Source organism: Paenibacillus hodogayensis, assembly GCF_039536325.1.
Taxonomy (GTDB): domain Bacteria; phylum Bacillota; class Bacilli; order Paenibacillales; family NBRC-103111; genus Paenibacillus_AB; species Paenibacillus_AB hodogayensis.
In genome coordinates this window covers 321,186-347,279 of sequence record NZ_BAAAYO010000010.1, presented here as the reverse complement: position 1 = coordinate 347,279, position 26,094 = coordinate 321,186, and the positions used below count along the sequence as shown (strand labels likewise).

The 26,094-nt window shown below is 56.2% G+C and carries 23 protein-coding genes and 1 pseudogene; 17 read left to right on the top strand and 7 right to left on the bottom strand.

Going from position 1 to position 26,094, the window contains the following annotated elements; all coding sequences use genetic code 11:
- Window positions 1-29 precede the first annotated feature (29 nt).
- The 4 genes from ABD796_RS20620 to ABD796_RS20605 all read left to right on the top strand — a co-directional run bounded on the left by ABD796_RS20620 (window position 30) and on the right by ABD796_RS20605 (window position 6,890).
- The gene (locus tag ABD796_RS20620; protein ID WP_344911224.1) at window positions 30-908 is read left to right on the top strand and encodes a carbohydrate ABC transporter permease; all 879 of its coding nucleotides are present in this window, start codon (window positions 30-32) and stop codon (window positions 906-908) included.
- The gene (locus ABD796_RS20615; RefSeq protein WP_344911222.1) at window positions 901-1,734 is read left to right on the top strand and encodes a carbohydrate ABC transporter permease; all 834 of its coding nucleotides are present in this window, start codon (window positions 901-903) and stop codon (window positions 1,732-1,734) included. The genes ABD796_RS20620 and ABD796_RS20615 overlap by 8 nt, the downstream gene beginning before the upstream one ends.
- Window positions 1,735-1,771: 37 nt before the next feature.
- Window positions 1,772-5,584 (top strand): carbohydrate binding domain-containing protein, encoded by a 3,813-nt coding sequence (locus tag ABD796_RS20610; RefSeq protein WP_344911220.1) that lies wholly within the window; start codon window positions 1,772-1,774, stop codon window positions 5,582-5,584.
- Window positions 5,585-5,816: 232 nt separating this feature from the next.
- Window positions 5,817-6,890, top strand: a complete 1,074-nt coding sequence (locus ABD796_RS20605; protein ID WP_344911218.1) for an AI-2E family transporter — start codon at window positions 5,817-5,819, stop codon at window positions 6,888-6,890.
- Window positions 6,891-6,910: 20 nt separating this feature from the next.
- Here ABD796_RS20605 and ABD796_RS20600 read toward each other — a convergent pair whose 3' ends face one another.
- Genes ABD796_RS20600 through ABD796_RS20590 form a run of 3 tightly spaced genes read right to left on the bottom strand, consistent with a single transcriptional unit; the run spans window position 6,911 to window position 9,109 of the window.
- Window positions 6,911-7,813, bottom strand: coding sequence for a carbon-nitrogen hydrolase family protein (locus ABD796_RS20600; protein WP_344911216.1), 903 nt, complete (start codon window positions 7,811-7,813; stop codon window positions 6,911-6,913).
- Window positions 7,810-8,466 (bottom strand): GNAT family N-acetyltransferase, encoded by a 657-nt coding sequence (locus ABD796_RS20595; RefSeq protein WP_344911214.1) that lies wholly within the window; start codon window positions 8,464-8,466, stop codon window positions 7,810-7,812. Before ABD796_RS20595 ends, ABD796_RS20600 begins: the two co-directional genes overlap by 4 nt.
- Window positions 8,467-8,479: 13 nt before the next feature.
- On the bottom strand, window positions 8,480-9,109 hold the full coding sequence (locus ABD796_RS20590) for a YdcF family protein (protein ID WP_344911212.1): 630 nt from the start codon (window positions 9,107-9,109) through the stop codon (window positions 8,480-8,482).
- Window positions 9,110-9,311: 202 nt separating this feature from the next.
- On the opposite strand from ABD796_RS20590, the gene ABD796_RS20585 reads away from it, so the two are divergent.
- From ABD796_RS20585 to ABD796_RS20575, 3 genes are all read left to right on the top strand, one after another.
- Window positions 9,312-9,863 carry an NfeD family membrane protein gene (locus ABD796_RS20585; protein ID WP_344911210.1) on the top strand — a complete coding sequence of 184 codons (552 nt, stop codon included), beginning with the start codon at window positions 9,312-9,314 and terminating at the stop codon, window positions 9,861-9,863.
- 17 nt (window positions 9,864-9,880) lie between these two features.
- Window positions 9,881-11,446 (top strand): flotillin lipid rafts scaffold protein FloT, encoded by a 1,566-nt coding sequence (floT, locus tag ABD796_RS20580; protein ID WP_344911208.1) that lies wholly within the window; start codon window positions 9,881-9,883, stop codon window positions 11,444-11,446.
- 128 nt (window positions 11,447-11,574) lie between these two features.
- Entirely contained in the window at window positions 11,575-11,907 is a 333-nt protein-coding gene (locus tag ABD796_RS20575) for a hypothetical protein (RefSeq protein WP_344911206.1), read from the top strand.
- Between the two features lie 285 nt (window positions 11,908-12,192).
- On the opposite strand, the gene ABD796_RS20570 is transcribed toward ABD796_RS20575, so the two are convergent.
- Window positions 12,193-13,083, bottom strand: a complete 891-nt coding sequence (locus ABD796_RS20570; RefSeq protein ID WP_344911203.1) for a helix-turn-helix transcriptional regulator — start codon at window positions 13,081-13,083, stop codon at window positions 12,193-12,195.
- Window positions 13,084-13,220: 137 nt separating this feature from the next.
- Here ABD796_RS20570 and ABD796_RS20565 point away from each other — a divergent pair, with 137 nt between their 5' ends.
- The 3 genes from ABD796_RS20565 to ABD796_RS20555 all read left to right on the top strand — a co-directional run bounded on the left by ABD796_RS20565 (window position 13,221) and on the right by ABD796_RS20555 (window position 16,322).
- Window positions 13,221-14,225, top strand: coding sequence for a Gfo/Idh/MocA family protein (locus ABD796_RS20565; RefSeq protein WP_344911201.1), 1,005 nt, complete (start codon window positions 13,221-13,223; stop codon window positions 14,223-14,225).
- A complete protein-coding gene (locus ABD796_RS20560; protein WP_344911199.1) occupies window positions 14,222-15,217 on the top strand; it encodes a Gfo/Idh/MocA family protein in 996 nt (331 codons plus the stop codon). The genes ABD796_RS20565 and ABD796_RS20560 overlap by 4 nt, the downstream gene beginning before the upstream one ends.
- A 139-nt stretch (window positions 15,218-15,356) precedes the next feature.
- Entirely contained in the window at window positions 15,357-16,322 is a 966-nt protein-coding gene (locus ABD796_RS20555) for an ROK family protein (protein WP_344911197.1), read from the top strand.
- Window positions 16,323-16,331: 9 nt separating this feature from the next.
- Here the strand turns inward: ABD796_RS20555 and ABD796_RS20550 are convergent, their stop codons facing one another.
- The 3 genes and pseudogenes from ABD796_RS20550 to ABD796_RS20540 form a co-directional block, all read right to left on the bottom strand.
- Window positions 16,332-16,940, bottom strand: a complete 609-nt coding sequence (locus ABD796_RS20550) for a 3'-5' exonuclease (RefSeq protein ID WP_344911195.1) — start codon at window positions 16,938-16,940, stop codon at window positions 16,332-16,334.
- 434 nt (window positions 16,941-17,374) lie between these two features.
- The gene (locus ABD796_RS20545) at window positions 17,375-17,638 is read right to left on the bottom strand and encodes a YiaA/YiaB family inner membrane protein (protein ID WP_344912902.1); all 264 of its coding nucleotides are present in this window, start codon (window positions 17,636-17,638) and stop codon (window positions 17,375-17,377) included.
- Window positions 17,618-17,812 (bottom strand): annotated as a pseudogene (locus ABD796_RS20540) (YiaA/YiaB family inner membrane protein); the annotation flags it as partial. The pseudogene ABD796_RS20540 and the gene ABD796_RS20545, both read right to left, overlap by 21 nt.
- Before the next feature lie 624 nt (window positions 17,813-18,436).
- Between ABD796_RS20540 and ABD796_RS20535 the strand changes: the two are divergent.
- The 7 genes from ABD796_RS20535 to ABD796_RS20505 all read left to right on the top strand — a co-directional run bounded on the left by ABD796_RS20535 (window position 18,437) and on the right by ABD796_RS20505 (window position 25,761).
- Complete coding sequence (locus tag ABD796_RS20535; RefSeq protein ID WP_344911193.1) at window positions 18,437-19,753, top strand: ABC transporter substrate-binding protein; 1,317 nt, start codon at window positions 18,437-18,439, stop codon at window positions 19,751-19,753.
- Window positions 19,754-19,784: 31 nt separating this feature from the next.
- The gene (gene dat, locus ABD796_RS20530) at window positions 19,785-20,645 is read left to right on the top strand and encodes a D-amino-acid transaminase (RefSeq protein WP_344911191.1); all 861 of its coding nucleotides are present in this window, start codon (window positions 19,785-19,787) and stop codon (window positions 20,643-20,645) included.
- A complete protein-coding gene (locus ABD796_RS20525; RefSeq protein WP_344911189.1) occupies window positions 20,642-22,048 on the top strand; it encodes a serine hydrolase in 1,407 nt (468 codons plus the stop codon). The genes dat and ABD796_RS20525 overlap by 4 nt, the downstream gene beginning before the upstream one ends.
- 206 nt (window positions 22,049-22,254) lie before the next feature.
- Window positions 22,255-23,079: a M55 family metallopeptidase gene (locus ABD796_RS20520; protein WP_344911187.1), complete on the top strand. Its 825-nt coding sequence runs from the start codon at window positions 22,255-22,257 to the stop codon at window positions 23,077-23,079.
- A gap of 34 nt (window positions 23,080-23,113) precedes the next feature.
- On the top strand, window positions 23,114-23,458 hold the full coding sequence (locus ABD796_RS20515) for a nuclear transport factor 2 family protein (protein WP_344911185.1): 345 nt from the start codon (window positions 23,114-23,116) through the stop codon (window positions 23,456-23,458).
- 56 nt (window positions 23,459-23,514) lie between these two features.
- Window positions 23,515-24,636 (top strand): serine hydrolase domain-containing protein, encoded by a 1,122-nt coding sequence (locus ABD796_RS20510; RefSeq protein WP_344911183.1) that lies wholly within the window; start codon window positions 23,515-23,517, stop codon window positions 24,634-24,636.
- 33 nt (window positions 24,637-24,669) lie between these two features.
- A complete protein-coding gene (locus tag ABD796_RS20505) occupies window positions 24,670-25,761 on the top strand; it encodes a serine hydrolase domain-containing protein (RefSeq protein ID WP_344911181.1) in 1,092 nt (363 codons plus the stop codon).
- Window positions 25,762-26,094 lie beyond the last annotated feature (333 nt).

Sequence of the window (26,094 nt, the reverse complement as noted above, 5' to 3'; positions counted from 1 at the left end):
GAGAGGCTTGATGATTGGAGACATGCGCGTTGCATAAGTATAACCACTGGGGCTACATTCTGACTTCCCCGTTTGTGCTCGGTTTTCTGCTCTTTTCGGCTTTTCCGTTTCTGTACTCGCTGTACTTGACGTTTACCGATTGGGATATGTTCAATCCGCCGCGGTGGATCGGGGCGGCCAATTGGATACAAGTCGTCCAAGAAGCTCCCTTCTGGTATTCGCTGCGCAATATCGTTTATTTTGCCCTTCTGTTTGTGCCGCTGCAAACGTTTTTTGCCTTGATTGCGGCTTATGTGCTGAACCAGTCCATCCGCGCCAAAGGTTTGTACCGGGTGCTTTACTTTTTGCCGGTGGTGACGCCTTGGATCGCCGGCGGCCTTCTATGGAAGTGGCTCCTGGATTCCAATTTTGGGCTATTGAACTTGATAGCGGGCTATGTGGGGTTCGGTCCTTACAAATTTTTGGACAACCCGCACTGGTGGGTGGTGATCGCGAGTATCGCCGTCGCCAACGTCTGGAAGGGCGTCGGCTCCTCCATGGTGATTTTGCTGGCCGGCATGCAGAACATTTCGAAAGAAATCTACGAAGCGGCGGAAATGGACGGCTGTCCGAAATGGAAAATGTTCACGAACATTGTCATTCCGCTTGTATCGCCGATGGTGTACATGGTGCTGATCCTGTCGACCATTTCGGCCTTCCATGCCTTCGACGTGTTCCTCGTCATGCTAGACTCGCCGGCAACGGTGAAGGATCAGCTGTTGACGACCAACATTCTCATTTACCGGGATGCGTTCATGACCTTCAAGATGGGACCGGCGTCGACTACGGCCTGGCTGCTTTTTATATTGATCTTGGGCATTACGCTGCTTCAGCGGATGATGGAGAAGAGGTGGGTGCACTATGAATAGCTCGCGTATCGCCAAATCGCTGCTGCAGCACGTGGTCATCGGCATAGGGGCGCTCGCGATGTTCATCCCGTTCTACTGGATGGTGGCAACCTCGTTCAAGACCGGGGCCAAGGTGCTGGAGCTTCCGCCCAGTTGGATTCCCAACCCGATCACGCTGGAGCATTACGTCGCCGCATGGACGAAGGTCAACTTTGCCCGCTATATGTTCAACAGCACCGTCGTGGTTATTGCCGATCTCGTCGGCACGCTGCTGTCCTGCGCAATGGTCGGATTCGGGCTGGCCATGTTCCAGTTCCGCATGAAAACGCCCATTTATATGGCAATGCTGTCCACGCTCATTTTGCCTGCGCAGGTGACCCTGGTGCCGACGTACTTCATCTGGAAAAACCTGCACGCGTTCGACACGTACTTTCCGCTCATCGTCCCGAGCTTTCTCGGAGGAGCGTTCGGTATTTTTCTGATGCACCAATTTTACAAAAGCTTGCCCAAGGAAATGTTCGAGGCGGCGATCGTCGACGGTTATCGTCCGTGGAGCGTGCTGTGGCGTATCTATTTCCCGCTTTCGCGGCCAGCCTTGTCAGCGCTGGCGGTCTTTACGTTTATCGGCGCATGGAGCAACACGCTTGGCCCTTTGCTGTATCTGCAGGATAAGAAGCTATTTACGCTGCCGCTCGGACTGCTGTTCCTGCGCTCCAACCTGCAGCCTTCGGAAACGCCGCTCATTATGGCAGGGGCTGTCATCGTGACGCTTCCCGTCATTGTGCTGTTTTTGCTGGCGCAAAAGCAATTCATTCAAGGCATGGCTTCGACAGGCATCAAGGGATGACAGCCGGCTCATATCCGCTTATTAGGAGGAAATCCTTATGCGATTGGTACACAAAGGCTTGTCAAGATGGACCGCTATGCTTCTTATTCTCGCGCTTGTCCTGCAATCGGCAACCCTGGTCGGGGCGGCAGGCTCGCAGGAGGGGCGGCAGTCGGACGGCGTGACGGGTGCGGTGTACGACGCCGTATATGGAACCGAGCCCGTTTCGCTGGTGCTCAACGGCGGCTTTGAAGAGGAAGCGAACGGCATTCCTCTTCACTGGAAGGCAATGAACGACAACTGGAACGGCGGCATCGCTCGGTCGGCGGCTGCGGCATATGCCGGGCAGTACGGAATCTCGATACAGACGGCTACGACCAACAACCCGTGGGTGGTTCAGATTGTCCCGGTGGAGGAGGGCGTCACGTACGAGCTCTCTTCCTTCATCAAGGCGACCGGCGTGACTCAGAGTGCGGGCTACAAGGTCGAATATTACAAAGGCTACCAAAATACCGGCGAAAACTGGATCAACGCCTCGGGCTACTCCCTTGACGCTTCCCGACTAACCGGCGACTGGCAGGCTTACAAGGAGGAGACGACCGCTCCCCGAGGAGCCCGGTACGCGTATATGTACTTGCGCCTGTACGGTACGGGGACCGTCTTCTTCGACGAGGTGTCGATGCGGATGAGCAAGCCAAAGCCTTCCATGACGTTCGCTCTCGACCACCAATTTTATTATACGGATTGGACGGAAGGCCATGTACGGCTTGATTTGCAAAAAACGGCCGATGCGGAAGGGCCATGGACGGCGGATATTCGGATTGCCGACAAGGAGACGCAAGCCGTCGTATTCCAAAGCATGGGTATCGCTGCGGCACCGCATCTGGACATTCCGTTCCTATTAAGCCTGCTGAATGTCCGCAAGCCGTACGAGGTGGAAGCGACGCTTCGCAACGGCAGCGGGCAAATCGTCGAGCAGGAGCGAAAGGAGGTATACCGCTGGGAGCGCCCCGTCGCGCTGCCTCAAAACGGACCGATTCTGGTGGATGGCGAGCCCTTTTATCCCATCATCATGTATCACGTGGATATTGGCGACTTTGCCCGGGTGAAGGAGATCGGGGTGAATACCGTCCAGGGGAAAGTTACGACAAGCGAGGCGGTTCTGCAAAATACGCTGGATGCCGCCCAGCTCTACGGCCTGAAGGTGATCGTGCCGTTGTATCCGAACATGAAGGTCAAGGAAAACGCGGATTTGCTCGCCCGGCTGGTCAACCGGTTTAAAACGCATCCGGCCGTCCTGGCCTGGATGATTATGGATGAGCCGACGCCGAACGGGATTCCTTTGACGGAGCTTCTGGATGCGTACCGAAGCGTGCGGACGCTGGACCCGCTTCACGCGACGTATATGGTCGAGATCAGCGCGGAGGACTACGATATTGCGGCCAAGGCGACCGACGTATTTGTGATCGATCATTATCCTTTGCCGAGAAGTCCAATCGCGACCTTGACCGAGCATGTGCAGGCGGCCGAACGTGCGGTCGGGCACGGCAAGCCGATCTGGTCGCTGCTGCAGGCATTCCGTGTCCCGGGAACGGTCTGGTCGTATTTGCCCACGATCGAAGAGATACGCAACATGGCCTATCAAGGCGTATTGTCGGGCGCTACCGGGCTAGGCTACTATTCCTTGCGCGATCCGGGCTGGAATCTGGCCACGTCCGAGCTGTGGTCGGGGCTTGTGGACTTCCGCGAGGAACTGGAGCTCATCTCTACGCTTGTGACGGACTCGGAGAAAATAGACGGAGTCCTTGGCACTTCTACGCAATGGGGGCTTTGGCGCCACGGGGACGAGCGCTACGTCGTTGCGCTCAATTTGACGAAGGAGCCTCGGACGCTGTCCGTACCGCTGGATGGGAGCGGTTACGGCTACGAGCGCATATTCGGAAGCCCGCCGGTCTCGGGAGGCAGCACGGGCGAGGAACTGGAGCTGACTCTTGGCGCGGAGCAGACCGTCGTCTTCCGGTTGACCCCGTTCACGACTGCAGCCGATCGCTCCTTGTCTGTCATGGAGGAAGCGTCCGGCCAAATTTTCGAAAACGACTGGAGGCTGCAAACGTCCGAAATAGTCTCCCTTCTGGAACAGCTTGAACAAAAGCTTGCTCTGGACGATACAGGGGCTGCGGTCTGGAACGCGCTTCTGGCCCGTGAGAAGTTACGCTTGCTAAACGAGTGGGTGCGCGAGCAGGTAGACGCAACCTTGGAGGGTAAGCGGGACCTTTTGCTGGATCGCATCGCCGTCGCGAACGAGACGCTTCACGGAATGGCCGCTACCTTGGCGGAAACGGAGCTGCAGGTGACGGCGCAGCCGGTCGTGGCCGACGATAGCGTGACCGTATCGGTTTATGTGCGCAATCAAGCGGATGCCGCCTTTGCGAATATGGTCGTGACGGTCGAGCAAGAAAGTGGCTTTGCCGTCGAGAATGTCGGTACGCTGGCGGCTGGCGACAGCGTCTCGTTTGCGAAGACGTTTGCTGTCGCCGACGAAGCAGCCGGTCCATGGTCCTTGCGGATGAAGGCGAGTTTCGTCTATAAAGGGATCCCGGTCACCCTTGTCCAAAGCCGAACGTACGAAGGGAAGCCGCGCATTCAAATGAAGGTGGGTCCGGACCTGCTGAACATCAAGCAGCCCGGCGCCTATCCGTTTACGCTGGAGCTGTCCAATGGTTCGGGAGCGTCTGTTCCAGTAGAGCTGACGGTTCAATCGCCCGGCGCCGGAGGGCTTGCGGTCAGTCTGAACGCCTCGTCTGCCATATTGGCTGCCCGCGGAGTCATGACGGTTCAAGGAACGGTCTATGCGGACGCCTCGGTCGAAGAGGGGAATTACTCCATCGCGCTGCATGCCGGGTCGGGCGGCGCCTATGAGGCATCCGCTGCGCTGCTTGTTCAGGTGGACGATAACAAAGTCGTGAACGGCAGCTTCGAACCCCATCCGAAGCTGGGCTCTTTGGAAGGATGGTCCTTGCGTTCATCCGGCGTCTGGGATTTCCGAACGTACCGCAGCGGAAGCTATGCCGTTCGCTTATCGCCGGACGCCGCCAACGCCAATAACCGGATCAATACGTCGGGCTATGCGATCGACGTGACGCCGGGGGAAACCTATTTGCTTCAAGGCTGGATGAAAAATGCTTCTACCGCCGGCACCGTTGTGTTTGGAGTCCGGGAAGTGAACGCATCGGGAGGAACCGTGCGGCAAAACTTCGCAACCGCGGCCAAAGCGTCCGACTGGAGAAGGTACGAGGTGGCGTTCACCGCCCAGCCGGCTACAGTCAAGGTCGAAATCGTTTTCCTTATGGACGTCTATGCGAACGGAGATGCCTGGCTGGACGACGTTTATATGCAGAAGCAGCGCAACCGGGTACGCAATGGCGATTTCGAGGCTCCCGACGCATCGGGCGTCAAGCCCGACGGATGGGCGCTGAGAAGCGCCGATGCGGCATGGGTGCACGATGTGTCGCATAGAGGGAATAGCTCGGTCCGGCTCCAGCCGAATAGTCAGAATGCGATGATACGCGTCAATACGACCATCTATCCGATCATAGTTTCGCCGGGAGACGCGTTTACGCTGAAAGGCTGGATCAAAAATGAATCGTCTGCGGGCAGCGTAGCTTTCGGCGTGAGGGAAATCAACGCGTCGGGAAGTACGGTACGCCAAAACTTCGTGGAGGCGGCCAAACAATCCGACTGGAGCCCCTATGAGGTGACATTTACGACACAGCCTGCCACTGTTAAGCTGGAGATCGTCTTCCAGATGGATACGGCAGCCAACGGGATGGCCTGGCTGGATGATGTATTCATGAGCAACTTGGGGAATTAGTTACAAAAAATGGAATGAAAAGACATCTGCCCTTCAATATTTGGGCCGATGTCTTCTTTTGTCTTATAGCCCCTGACAGTTCCGTCTTTTTGATTCTCTCTCCGTTTTTTGACGCTTCCGATTGCAAGTATGCTCGTTGACGGTGCCGTTGGCTCTCTAGGTTTATTTTGAATGAACTCGACGGGGTTGTACATATACTGTAATGTACCGATGGGAAAGGGGGCCAAAACCGATGGAGAAGTTTTTAAAAAGCAAGCTGTTCGTCACGCTCGTCTACGTGCTGCTCGGGCTTGCCGTTCTGTTTATGATGCAGCAGATCGAGCCGCTGCTATCGACGGCTTACGGTTTTTTGAAGGCGGTACTGGCGCCCTTCCTGATTGCTCTTATCATTTCTTATGTGCTCAATCCGGTCGTGCGGATGCTCAACGAACGGAAAGTGCCGAGAACGGCCGCCGTGCTGCTTATCTACGCCGTGTTTATAACGTCGCTCGTCGTGGTGGTCATGAACTTGACGCCGATTTTCGTCGACCAGATCGGGGAGCTGAACGAACATATGCCCGAACTGACGATGCGCGCCCAAGGGCTGGTAGATGGTTTGAACGACAACCGGATGCTGCCCGAAGGGGTGCGGAGCGGCATCAACAATGCTTTGATGAAGGCGGATGAAGGACTCTCGACGTTTATTTCCAACTTCGTCGACGGAATCGGCAGCACGATCAATATGCTGATGATCGCCTTTATCGTGCCGTTTCTCGCGTTTTACATATTGAAGGATTATCGGGTTATCGAGAAGACGATGCTGGCGACCGTGCCGCGCGCTCACCGGACGAATGCGATCAAGCTGGTGATCGATATCGACACGGCGCTGGGCAATTACATCCGCGGGCAATTTATCGTCTGCATCCTTGTCGGCCTGCTCGCCTATATCGGGTATTGGCTGATCGGCATGCCGTATGCATTGCTGTTGGCCAGCATCGTAGCCGTCTTTAACATAATCCCGTACCTCGGACCTTTTTTCGGAGCGGCGCCGGCCATTGTAATGGCCTCCACGGTATCGTTCAAAATGGTGCTGTTCGTCGTCTTCGTCAATTTGCTCGTGCAAATATTGGAGGGAAACGTTATTTCCCCCCAAGTGGTCGGACGGACGCTGCACATGCACCCGCTGCTTATCATATTCGCCCTGCTTGTCGGGGGCGAGCTGGCCGGCATTGTGGGCCTTATTTTGGCCGTGCCGTGCTTTGCGGTATTGAAAGTAATCATTCAGCACATTTATGTGTATTACGTGCACCGGCGTCCGACCGTATAACGGCCGGGAGCTTCTCCCGATTAGGAGGAAGGGAGCCGTGTAGCGGCGGAAGCATACAGCTCGGGCCGGCGGTCGTAGAACGGGGAAACCCCGCCCTCGGCGCGGTTTTGCGCGAGCAGAGCCAAATCCGCCGCTCCGGTAACGAGTCCGTTGCGATTGGGCGAACCGACGGCGATAATGCCGTTATCCGGAAACGGTTTGTCGCACGGGGCAAACACCCCGGCTTGACAGTACCCGGCGTCGACCTGCTCCACCCCCGGCATTTGCCCGACCAGCCCGCTCAGCACGACATACAGCTGATTCTCGACCGCCCGCGCCTGACTGCAATGACGGACCCGCCAATAGCCCGCGGCCGCATCGGTGTAGGACGGACACAAAATAATTTCCGCGCCCATATCGGCTACAATCCGCGTGCTTTCCGGAAATTCGATATCGTAGCAGATTTGCATCGCTATCCGCCCCATTTCCGTATCGAGCACGGTGTAGCGGTCGCCCGCCAGCAAGGGCCAAGCCCGGCGCTCCTCCGGGGTAAGGTGGATTTTTTTATACCCTTCGATTCGTCCGTCGGGGAAAAACAGAAACGCTTCGTTGTAGTAAGCCGCCGCTCCCGAAGGGCCGCTGGGGGCGCCTTCGCGGTGAATGTGGGTACCGGCCAAAATCATCAGTCCGGTTTCGCGGCTCATCCGGACGAAACGCGATTTATATTCATCGGTAAAGCGATGCAAATATTCGCATGCCTGCTCGTTATTCATGGCCGAGGCGAGGGAAAGCAAATGACCGGTCAAATATTCGGGAAACACGATTAGTCCGGCTCCTTGCGTTTGCGCCTTGGCGACGTGACGGCGAATACGGTTCCAGAACTCGTTCTCGGAACGGAGCGGTCCGATGCCGTACTGGACGGCGGCAATGCTGCTCGTTTTCATATCAGCTGTCCCTTCCTTTCCGTGGATTCGGCGAAAGCCGGGTTGGTCCATTCGACAAGCACCGCTTTATGGAGCGACTCCTCGTCCTCTACATAATCGTCCAACACCTGGATAGGTCTCAATCCTTGCCGCAGCATAAACGACAGGACGAGATCTTTATACTCGCCCGCCGCCACCCGCCGCACGTATTCGTCCGCGTCCATCCGGTCTGCGTACCGGCAGAAGCCCGGAATGCGGCATCCGGCCAGAAATCGCTTCAGTCCGGAGCGGACGACCAACTGCTTGCGCGCCTCGTACAGCGCTGCGGCAATGCCCCGCGACCGGAAGGCCGGGCGGACGCACAGATCGATGCCGTACAAGCTGTCCCCGAGCGGCTCATGGGTGTTGCGGATACAGCCGTTGTCGGATATGTCGACCCATGTATGCGGGCGCCCGGTATGGGTGACGATCAAGGATGTAGCGGAGCCCGCTGCGATTCCGTCGCAGAAGGCGATCATGGCGCCTTGCGGATACACGTCCTCATGAGCGGCAATTTGCTCCTTCCGCCACCACAGCTCTTCCGGGAACGGCGGGGGAAAAGCTTCCCGTTGAATGGCGACAAGCTCTTCGTAATCATGGATACGGTAAGGACGGATTTCAATGGATTCGGTCATGACGTACCTCCTTTCACCAAAAAGCGCGAAACGAGCGCAGAGGGGACGTGGTCGCCAGCAAATAAGCGATGCCTCCGCATTCCCGCAGCGTATAGTAGGCGAGCCGCAGCGGCTTGATTTGCACCGGCTCCACCGTTGAGGGGATACCGAGCGTTTCGGCTGTCATACGGGCCCGCAGGGCGTGATAGCCGTGCGTCACCAGAACGGCGCTGCGCATATCGTGCTCGCGCATCAGTTCCTGGCTGTTGGCCAGATTTTCCCGCGTGTTGCGGGAATTGTCCTCGACCAGAATGGCTTCCGCGGGAACGCCCCGGGCTGCCAGATACGATTTGATGACGGAAGCCTCGGAAGGTTCGCCGGGCAGCCCGATGCCGCCGGTCGCGATAATCATGGGGGCCAGCTTATGATTCCAGGCGTCAAGCGCGACATCGAGTCTCTCGCGCAGCGCCGGGCTCGGCTTGCCGTTCCAGACGGCGGCTCCGAGTACGATGATGCAGTCTGCCGGGGACCCTCGCGACGTTTTCCACGTATGCATAATCATCCAGCTCATGCTGCCGACGTATAAGCCTGCAAGAAGTAAGGCCGACAGCAGAAGGCGGAGGATGAGCCAGATCGGATGAAGCTTCTTCGTTTGTTTGCGCATGTCTAAAAGCTCCCCGCCATCTTGTCGAATAAGTTTCATTATACCCCTTGTCCGTTCGCTTCGCCATTGCCGCGGTCGGCGAAACGACATTTTTGTCGAAATTGTGAAACTTGACATCGCCGGGCGCGTATTACTAATTGACTGGCAAGGTTGTGTACACTTTGGAAAAATGTACGTGAAAGGAAATCGGGAGGGGAGCGACGTGGAGCAACTGTTTTGGGCTTGCCTGGCCGGAGGCGTTATGTTTGCCGTCGTCACCGTCATATTCGGAGATCTGATCAGCAACGCGGTGGACGGCGTCCTCGATTTTTTGTCCGTGGATCAGCTGCGCAAAATTCGCCCGATGGTCGTGGTCAGCGCGATTACGGCTTTCGGAGGAGCGGGCCTGCTCCTTCTGCATTACACGCAGCTGCCGGCGGCACTGGACGTCGCGTTGGGAGCGGCCGCGGGGATCGCGGTCGGCGCGCTTGTCTATGTGGTCTACGTGCGGCCGATGGAAAACAGCGAGAACTCCACGGGCTTCTCGATCCGCGAGCTGGCCGGACGAATCGGCGAAGTGCTCGTCCCGGTGCCGCCAAAAGGCTACGGCGAAGTGATGGTCAAGATCGGACATTCGCATACGAACCAGATCGCCGCCAGCTTTGACGGCGATACGCTGGAAGCGGGTGCGCGGGTCGTAATCGTGGAGGTCCGGGAAGATACGTTATTCGTCAGCCGTCTGGACAAAGACACGGGCCTGAGAGACAGTCAATAACAGGGAGGAGAGATGGAATGGAATTTACTGAAGCGTTGGTCGTCCCCGGAGTGGTGATTGCGGTTATTATCGTGCTGGGCTTGGCGTTCTGGGCCCGCTACAAGACGGTCAGCCCGGATCAGGCGATGATCGTAACGGGTTCATTTCTCGGCAGCAAAAATACGCTCGTCGACGAATCCGGGCGACGTATCAAAATCGTACGGGGAGGCGGAGCGTTCATCCTGCCGATATTCCAGAATGCGGAATTTTTATCGCTCTTATCGCATAAGCTGGATGTCTCCACCCCCGAGGTGTATACCGAGCAGGGCGTCCCGGTCATGACCGACGCCGTGGCGATTATTAAAATCGGCGGCTCCGTAGAGGACGTGGCAACGGCGGCCGAGCAGTTCATGGGCAAGCCGACGGAAGCGCTGAAGAGCGAGGCTCAGGAAGTGCTGGAAGGCCATCTTCGCTCGATCCTGGGCTCGATGACGGTAGAGGAAGTGTACCGCAACCGCGACAGATTCGCGCAGGAAGTGCAAGGCGTTGCCGCCAAAGATTTGAAGAAGATGGGGCTGCAGATCGTCTCCTTCACGATCAAGGATGTCCGCGACAAGCACGGCTATCTCGATTCGCTAGGGAAGCCGCGGATCGCCGCAGTGAAGCGCGACGCCGAGATTGCCGAAGCCGAGGCGGTACGGGACGCGCGCATACAGAAAGCAAACGCCGAGGAGCAAGGGATGAAGGCGGAGCTGCTGCGCGACACGAACATCGCGGAAGCCGCCAAGGAGAAGGAATTGAAGACCGCGGCGTTTAAAAAAGACCAGGATATGGCGAAGGCCGAAGCGGATCAGGCTTATTACATCCAGGAGGCGCGTTCGAAGCAAAGCGTGGTCGAAGAGCAGATGAAGGTCGAGCTCGTCCGCAAAGAGCGTGAGATCGATATGGAAGGCAAAGAAATTTTGCGCCGCGAGAAGCAGTACGACGCCGAAGTGAAGAAGAAAGCCGACGCGGACCGCTATGCGGTCGAGCAGGCGGCGGAAGCGGACAAGGCGCGCCGTCTGCGCGAAGCCGACGCGATGCAGTATACGATCGAGGCCGAAGCGAAGGCGAAAGCTGAGCAGAAACGGCTCGAAGGTATGGCCATCGCCGATGCGGAGCGGGCCAAAGGGACAGCGGACGCCGAAGTCATCCGGCTGCGCGGTCTGGCCGAAGCGGAAGCGAAACAAAAGCTGGCCGAGGCGTTCGAGAAATTCGGCGAAGCGGCAATCCTCGACATTATCGTAAAAATGCTGCCGGAACTGGCCGGCAAAGTGGCCGAGCCGATCTCTGCGATCGACAAGCTGACGGTCGTCGATACGGGACACGGCGAAGGAGCCGCTCGTGTCAGCAACTACGTCACTTCGCTTATGGCAACAGCACCGGAAATGCTCAAGAGCGTATCCGGCATCGACCTTGACCAATTGGTCAAAGGGCTGACGAGCAAAATCGCCGGCAGCGGTGCGCCGAAAGCCGCATCGGTCCCGTTCCCTGTGGCATCGCTCCCGGTCCAGCCGGCAGCCGCTCCGGAAGGGAACAGCAACGTCAATAAAGATGAAGGCTGATAAGCCAGGCGCTCTTGCGTCGAGTCATCGGAAGCTGCGGACGACCCGAACGGTCGCTCCGCGGCTTTTTTTCATGCATGGACTGTGACGGATAGGGAATCCTACTCCTAAAACGAGGAGGGATCGCCTTGCGAAACAGCGGAATCGGAACAGGCCGTTTGACGGCGGCAGCTCTTGGATTGACGCTCGCTCTGAGCGTCGCTCTGACGGGATGCGGAGGGAAGACGGAAGGGAAAGACAAGTCCAAAGCGCAGCAGCAGCAAGGAAGCCAGCCCAGCGCGATTGATGAGGAGTTGAAGCGGCAGTACAAGATGTATAAGGAAATGCGGCAGTATCAGCTCCAGGAGCAGGAGAAAGCCGAGAAGGAAGCGGAGAAAAAGAAAAAGCAGAGCGATAAAGCTTCGAAAAGCCAAGATCAGGAAAAGGGTGGCAGCAAGAGCGGGGGCGACGAGAAGGAGTAACATCGGGCTATGACTTCGTCAAAGGTCGCATCTTTGCTTGACTCGGGGTTGTTGGGTTGGAAGGGCTTCAAATGGATAACAGAAGGGTCAGCAGAGTCATTCAACGGGTCGCAGCGCGCTGTCCAATAAAAGACCGGAAGGAAACGGCGAAGAGCGTTTTCCTTCCGGCGGATTAAGCGGCCAGGCGGTGGGAAGATAGCGAAAATGAAGTCAAGTCTATTACGGAAAAGGTAACGGATTCCGGATGGCAGGCAGGTTAGAACAACCACGCCGCCTAATGCCGGTCTATTTGTCGTTGGCGTCGATTTTGGACAAATACTGCTTGGGCGTGCAGCCGTTAAATCGTTTGAACAGCTCGTAAAAATGCGCCATGTTCTCGATGCCGACTGCCCTGGCGATTTCGCCTACGTTTTGTCCGCTCGTAACGAGCAGCCGTTCCGCTTTGGCGATTCGCTTCCGGTTTACATAATCGGTAAACGAAGCGCCCATCGATTTTTTGAAATATTTGGAGAAGTAGAAGTAGCTCATGCCGGCGATCTGGCTGACCTGTTCCAGCTCGATTTTCTCTGCCAGGTGTGTGTCGACGTATTCGAGAATCGGCTTGATGACGCCTGGATCGACGGAATCGTGCGCCTTCAGCAAGCCGCGCGTATCCCCGCGCAGCAGCGTAAGCAGCAGATGCTTAATGTGCATGCTGGCGGCAATTTCGTAGCCGGTCGATTTGCCCATGATTTCGTCGTGAATCCGCTCGATGATAAGCCCGACTTCCTCCCGTACGCGCGGGTTGTCGCGGAACATATAGTTCAATTCCTCAAGCGGCTGGTGCACCTCGGAAAAGTGGCGATAATACCTCATCATGGCCGGATCGAAGTATGGCTCCAGATCGACATGGAGGACAATATAGATTAGCTTTTCCTCGCCTACGAGGCGAGAACGGTGAAGCTGGGAAGAGCCGACGACCATCACGTCTCCGGCTTGGAGCATATATGCGTGGTTCGGGGTATGCATTTCGTGCATCCCCTGCTGGACAAGAATAAACTCTACCTCTTTGTGATAATGCCAGCGAACCTTCTGAATCGACGAGGGCAACGTGGTCGTGCTCTGGGCCTGAAACTGCCAAACTTTGATGCAGAGCACGGGGTTCTGGTAATGAATCGGTTCCTTATATATATCCATGACGGAAAAACACCTGCGCTTTCGGACATGACAAAATTGGATACAAAACCGACAAATGACGGCATATACGTCGGCAGGGAAAGGTTGTATCGTTGGCCTTAGGTTTATTATACATCGAAATGAAGAGAGGGAAAGCTATGAAAGTAGCCATCGTCGGCTGCGGAGGCTTGGGCAACGTCCATGCCAGCTGTTATGCCCAAATTCCCGGCGTAACCGTTGTCGGTGTATGCGACACGGATCGGGAGCTCGTACAGCAAATGGCCGAGCGCACCGGAGCGACCGCGTACGAATCGTTCGACGACATGCTGGAGCAATCCGGCTGCGAGGTCGTCAGCGTCACCTTGCCGAGCTTCCTGCACAAGCCGTTCTCGATCAAGGCGGCGCAAGCGGGCAAACACGTCATCTGCGAAAAGCCGATCGCTTTGAATTTGGAGGACGCCGCTGACATGATCCGTGTCTGCGAAGAGAACAACGTCCGGTTGTTTGTCGGTCATGTCGTTCGCTTTTTTCCGGAATATGCCCAAATGCACGACAAAATAAAGCAAGGCGCTCTCGGACGCGTCGGCGTCGCTCATGCGAAGCGGATCGGCAGCCATCCGGGAGAACGCCGCCACTGGTTCAAGGAAGACGACAAGAGCGGCGGCGTGGTCATCGATCTGATGATTCACGACATCGATTTCTTGCGCTGGTCGATCGGCGAAGTGAAATCCGTGTTCGGCTTCCGCAAAGTGGAAGGCTTCGTGGACTATGCGACGGCGACGCTCGTGTTCGAGAACGGCGCGGTTGCGAACGTGGAAGCGCACTGGGGTTACCCGGGGCCGTTCACGACGGCCGCGGAAATCGCCGGCAGCAGCGGTGTCATCCGCAGCGACAGCTCGAAGACGATCTCGCTGCAGGTGCGCAAGGCGGCCAGCGAAAGCTCGTCCGGACCGTTCGTGGATATTCCGCAAAGCCCGGGCTACCGCAGCCCGTTCCAGCTCGAAATCTCGCACTTCATCGAGTGCATTCGGGACAGCAAGGAGTCGCTCGTAACGGCTCGGGACGCGTACAAGGCGCTGGAAATCGGTCTTGCGATCGAAGAGTCCGCGCGGTCCGGTCAAGCGGTTCTGTTGAATCATAGCGCACAGGAGGGATCGCGATGAACAAGCTGAAAGTAGGCATGATCAGCTTCGCGCACGGCCATGCCAACTCCTACCTGCATTCGCTGCTCACGCTTCCTCAGGCGGAGGTCGTGGCGATCGCGGATGAAGTCAAGAGCCGCGTGGAAGGCTCCCTGGACAAGTATGGAATCGATTATTATGCGGATTACCGCGATTTGTTGGCCAAGGCGGATATCGATGCTGTCGTCATCTGTTCGGAGAATGCGCTGCATGCGCAGCACGTCATTGCTGCCGCGAAGGCGAAGAAGCATGTGATTTGCGAGAAGCCGCTCGGCATCGACGTGAACGAGATGGAGCAGATGATCGCTGTTTGCCAAGAAAACGGTGTCGAGCTGTTTACTGCCTTCCCTTGCCGCTATTTGGCGGCGGTCGTCAATGCCAAGCAAGCCGTCGACAACGGGGAGATCGGGGATATTTTGGCGATCAAGGGTACGAATCGCGGTACGATGCCGGGCAAATGGTTCGTGGAGCCGGAGCTTTCCGGCGGCGGGGCGCTGCTGGACCACACGGTGCATGTCATGGACCTGATGAACTGGATCACCGGCTCCAAGGTGACTGACGTGTACGCCTATGCGGCCACGCTGTTCCATGAAGGGCTCAAGGTGGACGACGCCGGCATGATCAGCGTCCGTTTCGAGAACGGCGTCGTCGGTGTGCTCGATACGAGCTGGTCGCGGCCGAAGGTGTTCCCGACGTGGGGCGACGTGACGATGGAGATCGTCGGCACGAAAGGCACCATTTCCGTCGACAGCTTTGCGCAAAAGAACGAGCTGTTCAGCAACGAAATCGGCAGAGGCCTCTACCTGCCGTGGTCGGAATCGATGGACTATTATATGATAGAATCGTTCGTCGACGCGCTGCTGCAGGGCAAGCCTGCCCCGGTGTCCGGTCTGGATGGACTCCGTTCGGCAGAAGTGGCGCTTGCCGGCTACCGGTCGGTCCAATCCGGCCAGCCTGTGAAGCTGCACGGCTAAACACCGCCATGATGGCGGTCAAAGACGCTTTCCCTTCCGCTTGCTGCGGTAGGGCAGGCGTCTTTGTTTTTTCTTGGACAAGCTCGCGGAATCCCCTTATACTGGGAAAAAAGAGGCAGGTAAAGGGGAGCAGGACTGTATGACCAATCGTTATGCTATCGTTTTCGATGTCGGCGGTACGTCGATCAAGGCGGCCGTTGTCCGCGACAACGGGGAAACGGTTGCCGGAACCGTCGATACGTTTCCGGCAAGATCGGGGGAAGACCGGGAGACGCTGCTCGACCATTTCTACGGGCTGATCGCCGGAAGGGCGGCGCTGCTGGAGCAGGCGGAAGAGGGGCGGCCTTACGAGATCGCCGGCATCGGCTACGCATTTCCGTCGCCGTTCGATTTCGAGAACGGAATATGCTACATTCGCGGACAGGACAAGTATGACGCTTTGTACGGAACGAATATACGCGAAGCGATGGAAGGGAGGATCGCCGCCGATCCCGCCGTAGCCGCGAGAATGGGGGCAGGGGCGCCGATCGTATTCGATAACGATGCGGCCTTGTTCGCCGCAGGCCAGCTTCACTTCGGCCATGCCCGCCGCTACAGGCGGTCGCTGTGCATAACAATCGGAACGGGGACGGGCTCTTCGTTCATCGACGAGGGCGGGATTGTAAAGGGCCGCGAGCTGTGGGCCGATCCTTTCCGCGACAGCATCGCCGACGATTATATTTCCAAGCGGGGCGTGCAGCGGATTGCGGCGCAATGCGGCTTCGGCGGAGACGCCGACGTGAAGGCGATTGCCGACGCCGCAAGGGCCGGGGACGAGCGGGCTGCGGCGGTGTTTGCGGCGTTCGGCCGCCTGTTCGGCGAGCTGCTCGTCCCGTATGTGCGGGAGTTTCGGCCGGAGGCGGTGATCGTAGGCGGCAACATTGCCAAGAGCGCCGATCTGTTCATCCCTGACGCGCGCGCGGAACTATCCGCAACCGGCTTCGGAGAAGCGGACGTGCCGGCGTTCGAGACGGTTGAGGATACGTCGGGAAGCGCCTTTGCCGGCGCGCTGGCGCTCGTCAAGGCCCGGCTCCGGAAGACCGCCGCCGAGCGGTTCGGAGTTTAAGAGCGAGGTTTACGCGTATTTCAAAGTCAGACTGCGCAGCTCCGCATGCGGCGGCGACCAGGCGGGCGCCCCGTGCTTGGCGACGTAACCGAGCTGGTTCACGTAGCCGTCCACGGGCTTCTCGCGGTTCATCTGCTGCAGAAGCTCCCAGCAGGCGACGACGTCGTTGAGCGCGCGGTGGCTGCCGTTCAGCTGTACGCCGTAGCGCTTGCACATTTCGGTCAATGTATGCGGATACGTCTGCCGGTCGCGGGCGATCGTCAGCGTATCGATAAAATCGTTGGAAAACGACCTGCCGGCAAAGCGCATCAGCCCGTAATGCAGAAAGGCGAGATCGAAAGCGGCGTTATGGGCGACGATCGTATTGGAGCCGATCAGCCGGTTCAAAATCCGGAACGAGGTTTCTTCGTCCATTCCGGCTTTCAGATCCTCGTCCGTAATGCCGGTCAGCTCGGTGATTTTGGGCGCAAGCGGACGATCTGTCTTCACCAGCGTGCTGAACTGGCTGACGATACCGGTGTCGTCGCAGCGGACGACGGCAATCTCGATTACCCGATCGTGCTGCGGATTCAGACCGGTCGTCTCGAAGTCGAGGACGGTAATATCCGATAAATGCATGGACGTATGCTCCCTTCTGCGGCCCGGGCTGCACCTTTTTCCATGCTCGGTGGAAAGGGCTGCCAGAGGGCGGTTGTACATGGAAACATTCTACGCGTTCGACAAATTTCCTGCCTTTTCCACACGTAGAACGGTCAAAAAATGGCGCAAAGCAAATACCCGCAACATTTTCACTTGTCCCATCCACCCGGATCTTCACCGCCCCCAAACGTCGGCCGAAACCAGATAGAGCGGAGAGGCTGCATGCTTGAATGCAAAAAACGCTTCCGACGCCACTTCTGCTAAGTGGGTTTGGAGGCGTTTTTGCCAATGTTTCGGGAGCGATGCGCTTGCGGCAATCGGAATGTGCAGTTCCTGCTACGATTATGCAGCCCTTGCTAGGATTGCGAAACTCCTGCTATGACTGCGCAACCCCTGATACAATGCAGCTCCTGCTATTCGACTTCGGCGTTCGCCGGGCCTTGCAGCTCATCGTCCTCTTTGTTGTCGCGGACCGTCTTTTGCAGCACGAACGACGACATGGTCAGAAACAGGGCGCACACCGCATAATAGCCTTGCACCGAAAGCGGCTGCTGCAAATTGAAGATGCCGATAAACATGGCGATCAGAGCGGTGGAGAAGGCGGCCCAGGCGAGGAAGTTGAAGGCGCCGCTGTTGCGCTTTCTCCCCGCATCCGCATCTTCCTGGTTGTCGCGGATCGTCTTCTGAAGGACGAAAGCCGACATCGTCAAGTAAAGTGCGGCCACCGCGTAGTATCCTTTGACCGACAACGATTCTTCCAGCGTATAAATACCGATGAACATCCCCGCGAACGCGCAAGCGAACGAAGCCCAAGCCATAAACGAAAATGCCGTCGTATTTCTTTTTCTCATCATATCCAACACCCCGATCGGAAGTTTTGACGCCTGCCTGCCCGCGTTAGCCGGCTGCCGTTTATACGGTCCGGGCTTTTCTGCGCTTGGTTTGGCGCCTCGTCTTAGTACCTGCTCCTATCATAAAGCGAACTGTCCCCGCCGGACAGTTCTAACTTTTCGTAGTACCTTCTTTTGCCATTCCAAAAAGTTGAACGAAAGAACTTCTTGGAAAAGTGGAGCTTTGAACTCCTACCGCTACAAGGTTTATTCCATAAAAGGAGTTCAAAACAACATGTTTGAAGCGGCAAGGCCATCCTTTTCGGAATGCAACGGGCTTCAATCATTCGTTCAACTTTTATAGTCATTTTCGATTATTTTTTCGAGTTTTGATTCCCGAAGTTAAGCGCTTATACAACAATCTCTTATGGGGAGCATGTCTCTTTTTATCGTTTAAACGCGAAATACGTTCGAATTTGCTCCGTTTACAACCGTTCATACAACTAAAGTTGCTTGAGCGGAGCTTAGAATGCTGCGATACTTCTTGGTAGAAGAACCCGATTTTAATTTGATATCCGAGTTATCTCATGTGAAAAGTGAGATAAACGAGGGAAGAGCGACTATTCATAGAGGGGGGAATGTCCGGTGAAAAAAGTCATCGTCATCGCAAGCGCAGCATTGATAGGCGGAGCGCTTCTGGGGGGCTGCGGCAAAGAAAACGCAAGTGTGGGAGCGACAAAAGACGCTAAGGAGGAGATCACCCAGGAAGCGATCGAGCTAACCGTTTACAACCAATATGTACAGAACATTACCGACGACGAATTCGAGCTGCTGATTGCCAAGCCCGTCAAGGCCAAATATCCGAATATTACGATGAAGCTCGTTCGCTCGTCTACAGCCGGAAAGCTGGAGGATCTGGTGGCGGCCGGAACGTTGCCCGATATGGTCTTTACCGAAGACGGCGGCATCAATAATTACGAAATGCTAAAAATCGTCGATGATTTGAAACCTCTTGCGCAAAGCAGAGGACTGGATATCGGCAAGTTCGATCCGGGCGCCATCCAAAATCTCACTTCTCAGACTACCGCGGGTCAGCTGTTTGCCATTCCCTTTTCTTTAATTACGCCCGTCTTGTTTTACAACAAGGATATCTTCGATAAATTCGGCGCCCCCTATCCGAAGGACAACATGCTGTGGGAGGAAGCGATCGACCTCGCCCGCAAAGTCACCCGTCAGGACGGCGGCATCCAGTACAAAGGGCTGCATCCGCAAAATATGCAGAACGTGTCCAGCGCTCTGGCTCTTCCTTTTGTAGACGCAGGCGGCAAGGCGCAGCTCGTTACGGACGGCTGGAAACGGGGCATGGAAGTGTACAGTACGATTATGCAAATCGAAGGAAACAAATGGCCGGCCGATGTGTCGGACGTAGCCGCCTTCACCGTACAGCGCGATACGGCCATGCTCGCCAATTACAATGCGCGGATCGGCGAATTGGACCGGCTGCAGAAGGAAGGCAATGGCATCAATTGGGATATGGCCTCCATGCCGACTTTCAAGGAAGCGCCCGGCAAGAACTGGCCCGTCATCCAGCATGTGCTCATGATCTCGTCGACATCCAAGCATAAGACGGAGGCGTTCCGGGTCATTGAACTGCTTACCGATGCGGAAAACCAGACACGCGTGGCGAAACGCGGCCGTGTTCCTTCCTTGAAGGATCCGAAAGTCAAGGAGTCGTTCGGAACCGATTTGGCGACGCTGAAAGGCAAAAACACGAATGTCATCCTGAACGTGAATCCCGCCAATAAGCGGGCGTTCAGCCCTTATAACAAATATGTCAGCGCCGAAATTGCCAAAGTCGTCCCGCTCGTCGTGAACAACAAGCTGGACATTAACTCCGCGCTGCGTCAAGCGCAAGATGCGTCCGACCTGGCCATTAAGGATGCGAAATCCAGAGGCGAATAAAGTACCGACCGGAAGAAGCGGAGGAACTTTCATGAAAACCGTACTGTTCAAAGACCGTCTGATCCCGAAAGAGGAAGTAAGCGTATCGATTGACGACAGAGGCTATTACTTTGGAGACGGGGTCTATGATGTATTCCGAATCTATAACGGACGGCTTTACGAGCAAGAAGCTCATTTGCTGAGGCTGGAACGAAGCGCCTGGGAAGCGCGGATCGCTCTTCCGTACCCCATAAGGGAAATCGGGCGAAAGCTGGAGGAACTGCTGAACGAGGAAAAGGTGCTCGGAGGTACGCTCTACGTGCAAATTACGAGAGGAGAAGCGGAACGGATCCATCATTTCCCGGAGCGGGCTTTTCCCGTACTTTCGGCTTTTTGCAAAAGCGCGGAGCGGCCGCTCGAAAAAATTCGCGGAGGCATCCGTGCCTTGCTGCTGCCCGACCTGAGATGGCTGCGCTGCGATATCAAGTCTCTCAACATGATGCCTAATGTGATGGCGAAGCAGCAGGCGATCGATTCGGGTTACGATGAAGCCATTTTCGAGCGCAACGGGATCGTGACGGAATGCACGTCCTCCAATCTTCTGATTGCCAAAGAGGGCACGTTATATACTCATCCGGCCAATGAATTCATTTTGCACGGCATTACGCGCGGGGTCGTCATCCGGCTCGCTGCCGAGCTCGGCGTTCCGCTTCTCGAGCAAGCTTTTACCGTAGAGCAATTGATGAAAGCGGACGAGGTGATGGTAATTGGGACGATGGCCGAAGTGACCCCCGTCGTTCAGATCGACGGCAAGCCGGTCGGCGCCGGACAGGTCGGCCCTCTTGCCCAAAAGCTGCAAGCCGCCTTCGAAGCCACCTTCGATCCGGATCGAACAGGAGGAACGGAACCATGACCGAGCCCGATTGGAAGCTTTTCGAGGACGACACGAACGTTCTCATGGAAAAATATCGCATTCCGGGCATCGCGGTCGCGGTCGCCCGCCACGGTCAGATCGAGTTTGAACGCGGTTTCGGCGTCCGCGACGAGGCGGGTTCTGCTGTAACCCCGGACACGGTATTCGGCATCGCCTCGATTACCAAATCGTTTACTTGCATGGCCATTCTTCAGCTACAAGAAGCAGGGAAGCTGAAGGTGACCGATCCGGTCGTCAAGTATTTGCCGGAATTCCGTACCCCGAATCCGCAGCATACGGAACAGGTTGCGATTCATCATTTGATGACGCATACAGCCGGTCTGCCGCCTTTGCCGACGGTGGCCAAAGGGATGGTCAGCTTCATGAATAAAGGGCTGCCGGATAGCGGCGGCGAACATGCGCCCGGCTTCATTCATTCTTTGGAGCACCTGCTGGAACGTATCGGCCAACTGGACTACGAGCTGCTTGGACCCCCGGGAACAGAGTTCAGTTACTCCAACGACGGCTTTGCCCTGCTTGGCGGAATAGCCGGCAGGGTGTCGGCAAAACCGTTTGCCGATCTGATCGAGGAAACGATCGCGAAGCCGGCGGGAATGATGAGAACCGTCTTTGACCGCATCCGATTGCCGGAAGGAACGCACACCACGGACCTATTTATCCGAAACGGGCAAGGCGGCATTCAAGCTTCTCCGCACTGGGAAGGAGCACCGGCTGTGCTTGGTTCCGGCTTCCTCTGGTCTACCTTGAGCGACCTGATGCGGTATATGGAGCTATTCCGCACCGGCGGCACAGTCGGCGGCGAACGGATTTTGTCCGAGCAAAGCGTGCGCGAAATGCTGCATCCTCATGCGGCTCTCGGTATCGGCAACGGTTACGGATATGGGATGATGGTTTTGCCGAATGCAGGCGGCATCGGGGTTACTTTAATCGGTCATAACGGTGGACAGCGCGGCATCTCGTCGCGAATGAGCCTTATTCCCGAGAAGGGGCTCACCGGTGTTGTGTTGACGAATCTCGCCGACGTTCCCGCCTCCCGCATCTTGCGCGGAGCCATGAACGCAGCGCAGGGCCTCGCACCTTCGGCGCCGCTGCGAACATTTCCCGACTTCACTCCGGACCCGGGCGAATTGGACCGTTACGCAGGTACCTATCAATCCATGGAGGGCGGCACGGACGTAGTGACGTTCCATGAGGGCGTGCTGCGGATTTCCCCGTCGGCACAAGCGGAGGGCGAGCCGCTGCGGCCGTTCGCGCCGGATTTATTTACGGTCAGCGCAGGCGAGGAGCAGCTGCCTGTTCGATTTATTCGGAATCGCCAAGGCAACGTCGTTCGAGTGCTGCTCCGTTCGAGGCAGCTGACCAAAATAAACGATATAAGTTGAACGAAAGAACTTCATGGAAAGGCGGAGTGAAATGGAGAAAAGGGATGAGCCTTGCAAGCGAGTTTTGGCTTTGAACTCCTACCGCTACAAGGTTTATTCCATAAAAAGGAGTTCAAAACAACATGTTTGAAGCGGCAAGGCCATCCTTTTCGGAATGGAACGGACTTCCATCATTCGTTCAACTTATATAGAGGAGGATTCACCGCATGAAATTGTTTATAACCGCCGACATGGAAGGGATTACCGGACTGACGGATTACAGCTTCGTACGCCAAGGCGAGCTGAACTATTTGCGAGGCCGGGAAATCATGACCGACGATGTGAACCACGTCATCGAAAGCGCCTACGCAGCGGGAGCCCAAGAGATCGTGGTGAACGACAGCCACGGCAAAATGCACAACTTGCTGATCGAGCGCATTCATCCGGATGTGCGCCTTATAACGGGCAATGTTAAACCGTTAAGCATGGTGCAAGGGCTCGACTCCAGCTATGACGCCGCTTTATTCGTGGGCTACCATTCGAGTGCGGCGAAGAAAGGAATCATGTCCCACACGATGACGAATTTCACCCATCAAGTGTATATCGACGATGCTCCCGTTGGCGAGATCGGTTTGAACGCTTATGTCGCCGGCTATTACGGCGTACCGGTTATTTTGGTAACGGGCGACGATCAAGCCGCACAGGAGGCGGAGGAGCTGATCCCGGGAATTACGACGGCAGTCGTAAAGGAACAAATCACCCGGTCGACCGCCATCTGTCTGACTCCGCAAAAAAGCGGCGAGCTGCTTCGACGGCAAACGAGCGAGGCCCTGCAAAACCGGAGTCGCGTGAAGCCGCTCGTCCCCGCGGATAAGCCGCTGCTTCGCGTCCATTTCAACTCGAACGGGCATGCGGAATGGGCCAATTTGATTCCGGGAACGGAGATCGAAGGCAATACGCCGGTCGTTCGTTACCAGGCAAAGGATATGCTGGACGCTTATAAAACGTTTATGGCGATGGTGAATTTAGCCAAACATACGACCTACAGCTGAGCACATGGCGGAGCCAAAAAAAGGAGCGGGTTTGATGGGGGAAGCGGACATAACGATACCGGTCCGCCGGCAGCTCACGGCTTATAACGACCGAAATATAGAAGATTTCATTCGTTGCTTTGCCGAGGATTGTATCGTCGAGGACGGAATTGGACGCGTGCTGATGCGCGGTACGGAAGAAATTCGCCCGTTTTACGGGAAGCTGTTTGCCAATAGCCCGAATTTGCGCTGCGAGCTGGTCTCGAGGACGGTCATTAACGATTACGTCGTCGACGAGGAACGGATTACCGGCCGCGGAGAGCAAAACGAGATTAGGCGGGCCGTAGTCGTTTATCACCTTACGGAAGGCCGGATCGATCATATGCGCTTATTAAGGTAGGAGAAATTTCGCTTAAGCCAAGCTGCCATTTCGAACGGGAGAAGGGAGACTTCACGATGGAAACCGATCTGCAGGCCAAGCGCCGCTCGGCCGTCGTCTTGCTGCTAAGCATGTTATGCCCGCTCCTGCTCGTTCTGACGGCATGCAGCGGCGATGAAGGGAAGGTGGCGGAGAAGATGTCGGAGGCTGCGAACGTAACCGCGAACGTGAACCAAAACCAGAACAACGGAAACGCACAGCAGGACGAATGGAAACGGCAAGCCGATCTCTATTTGGAGAAGAACAGCTTCAACGGGGCGGTGCTTGTCGCAAGGAAAGGGGAGGTTCTCTTCAGCAAAGGATACGGCAAAGCGACGGAGAGCGCGGCGAACACGCCGGATACCGTTTTCCGTATCATGTCGCTGTCCAAGGCGTTCACGGCTGCCGCGATTTTGCAGCTGCAAGAAAAAAACCTGCTTCAAGTAACCGATACTCTCGACAAATACGTTCCGGATTTCAAAAACGGCTCCACCATCACGATTCATCATCTCTTGTCGCATAGTTCGGGTATCCCGAGAGAGTTTCCGAGAATGCTGAACGTGCCGATTAAAGAGACGATCGATGCGATCAAGTCGCGCGATCTCGAGTTTGCGCCCGGCACCAAATACAGCTACAGCAATTCCGGTTACATCATACTCGCCTACATCATTGCGACGGTCTCGGGACAATCTTACAAGCAGTATATGGAGGACCACATTTTCGGGCCGCTGAACATGACCAAGTCCGGCGAGTCCATTGTGCCCGAAGATAAGAAGGAGCCCATGTCGACGGGGTATGTGAAGAATGGCAATGCAGTGACTCCGGCCCCTTATTTCGTCACCCAATCGGGAGGCGGCAGTTTGTATTCGACGGTCGGGGATTTATTGCTGTGGGATCGCGCGCTTTACGGGGAAACCGTATTGAAGCAAAGCTCCATAACGAAGTTGTTCGCGCCCAATCTGGACAATTACGGATACGGGTGGAGCTACCGGCCCAAGAAGGGAAACGTCGTCGTGCATAACGGATCCGGCAGCGGATACTCCACCTTCATCTATCGCAAGCTGGATAGCCAGGACCTGGTCGTCGTCTTGAGCAACGTATCCGACGTTCCGGCTGAGCAAATTGGCTTCGAGCTGGCCGGGAAAATGCCGCATAACTGATCGATCCGTCCGAAGAAGAAGGGAGAAGCAAAGATGGGACTCCGACTATTAGCTACATCTCGATTGGCGGCCATTCCTCTTTTCGGCCTGTTAATCCCTGCGCTGTTTCTGACGATGGCGGGCGCCAGCGGGCAAGGGGATTCGTCTCCGCAAAGCGTTACGGTAAGCCAATACACCTACTCGGAACCGTGGAAGCAGGAGGTCGATCTCTATTTGCAGCAAAACGGCTTCAACGGAACGGTTCTGATCGCCCGGGAGGGCGAGGTGCTATTTAGCAGCGGCTACGGCAAGGAAACGGAAAGCACAACGAATTCGGAGCAAACCGTTTTCCGGCTCATGTCGATGTCGAAGCCGTTTACGGCGACCGCAATCATGCAGCTCGAGGAGCAAAATCGGCTTGAACTGACCGATACGCTCGATCAGTACGTTCCGGACTTTCTGAACGGCGATCAGATTACGATCCATCATCTGCTGTCCCATAGCTCCGGCATCCCGCGGGATTTCCCCAGAGTGCTGAACGCCACATTGCAGCAGACCGTGGACAGTATCAAATCGCGCAGCCTCGACTTCACGCCCGGTACGCAGTACAACTACAGCAACTCGGGTTATGTCGTGCTCGCCTCTATCATCCAGACCGTCTCGGGACAGTCGTATGAACAGTACATGCAGGATCATCTATTTGGACCGCTCGGCATGACGCATTCCGGCGAATCCTTGCTTCCTACGGACACGATGCCCCATAAGGCTGCGGGGTACCGGAAAAACAGCGCCGGCACGGCTTTGATCGCGGCTCCTTTTTTCGTCACTCAATCGGGAGGCGGCAGCCTGTATTCAACCGTGGGCGATTTGCTGTTATGGGACCGGGCCTTGTACGGCAACACTGTCTTGCAGCAGAGCTCCATCGCCAAGATGTTCACGCCCAATCTGGGCAATTACGGCTACGGTTGGAGCATAAGGCCGAAGAGGGGCAACGTCGTCGTCCATAACGGATCGGGCAACGGATTTTCCACTTTCATTTACCGCAATCTCGATAGCGAGACGCTGGTCGTCGTTTTGAGCAATGTGACCGATGTAGCTGCGGAACAAATCGGCTTCGACCTCGCCGCCAAAATACCGCCCGGCTGAGCAAGGCAAAGGGTCACCGCAGCCTCGCTTTGCCGCCGATTTTTCTTGTGCGACTGCCCTGCTGACGAGCCGGCCAAACATTGACAAACGGTATTCCCGACGATAAAATAGTGGGGATAAATGCGGGTTATGTTTTCTTTTATGAAACCCCTTAACGATATCCCCAACGCTATGATGAAACGAGTAGGTCGTAGTCCTTGATCCAGAGAAAAGGCTCCGGCGCGGGACAATATTCCGCCGCCGCGCTGGAAGAGCCTTTATGAAGAAGGACGACTGAAGCTGCTTCGGAGCGTGGATGAACTCCACCGGCGCGGAACCGTTATTTTCCGATAA

Bases quoted from the DNA above. Each gene is read 5' to 3' on its own strand.
- dat (WP_344911191.1), top strand. From the start codon at position 19,785: ATGAAAACCGTACTGTTCAAAGACCGTCTGATCCCGAAAGAGGAAGTA.
- ABD796_RS20510 (WP_344911183.1), top strand. From the start codon at position 23,515: ATGGAAACCGATCTGCAGGCCAAGCGCCGCTCGGCCGTCGTCTTGCTG.
- ABD796_RS20565 (WP_344911201.1), top strand. From the start codon at position 13,221: ATGAAAGTAGCCATCGTCGGCTGCGGAGGCTTGGGCAACGTCCATGCC.
- ABD796_RS20555 (WP_344911197.1), top strand. From the start codon at position 15,357: ATGACCAATCGTTATGCTATCGTTTTCGATGTCGGCGGTACGTCGATC.
- ABD796_RS20615 (WP_344911222.1), top strand. From the start codon at position 901: ATGAATAGCTCGCGTATCGCCAAATCGCTGCTGCAGCACGTGGTCATC.
- ABD796_RS20560 (WP_344911199.1), top strand. From the start codon at position 14,222: ATGAACAAGCTGAAAGTAGGCATGATCAGCTTCGCGCACGGCCATGCC.
- ABD796_RS20550 (WP_344911195.1), bottom strand. From the start codon at position 16,940: ATGCATTTATCGGATATTACCGTCCTCGACTTCGAGACGACCGGTCTG.
- ABD796_RS20525 (WP_344911189.1), top strand. From the start codon at position 20,642: ATGACCGAGCCCGATTGGAAGCTTTTCGAGGACGACACGAACGTTCTC.
- floT (WP_344911208.1), top strand. From the start codon at position 9,881: ATGGAATTTACTGAAGCGTTGGTCGTCCCCGGAGTGGTGATTGCGGTT.
- ABD796_RS20590 (WP_344911212.1), bottom strand. From the start codon at position 9,109: ATGCGCAAACAAACGAAGAAGCTTCATCCGATCTGGCTCATCCTCCGC.
- ABD796_RS20605 (WP_344911218.1), top strand. From the start codon at position 5,817: ATGGAGAAGTTTTTAAAAAGCAAGCTGTTCGTCACGCTCGTCTACGTG.
- ABD796_RS20505 (WP_344911181.1), top strand. From the start codon at position 24,670: ATGGGACTCCGACTATTAGCTACATCTCGATTGGCGGCCATTCCTCTT.
- ABD796_RS20600 (WP_344911216.1), bottom strand. From the start codon at position 7,813: ATGAAAACGAGCAGCATTGCCGCCGTCCAGTACGGCATCGGACCGCTC.
- ABD796_RS20520 (WP_344911187.1), top strand. From the start codon at position 22,255: ATGAAATTGTTTATAACCGCCGACATGGAAGGGATTACCGGACTGACG.
- ABD796_RS20570 (WP_344911203.1), bottom strand. From the start codon at position 13,083: ATGGATATATATAAGGAACCGATTCATTACCAGAACCCCGTGCTCTGC.
- ABD796_RS20595 (WP_344911214.1), bottom strand. From the start codon at position 8,466: ATGACCGAATCCATTGAAATCCGTCCTTACCGTATCCATGATTACGAA.
- ABD796_RS20515 (WP_344911185.1), top strand. From the start codon at position 23,114: ATGGGGGAAGCGGACATAACGATACCGGTCCGCCGGCAGCTCACGGCT.
- ABD796_RS20610 (WP_344911220.1), top strand. From the start codon at position 1,772: ATGCGATTGGTACACAAAGGCTTGTCAAGATGGACCGCTATGCTTCTT.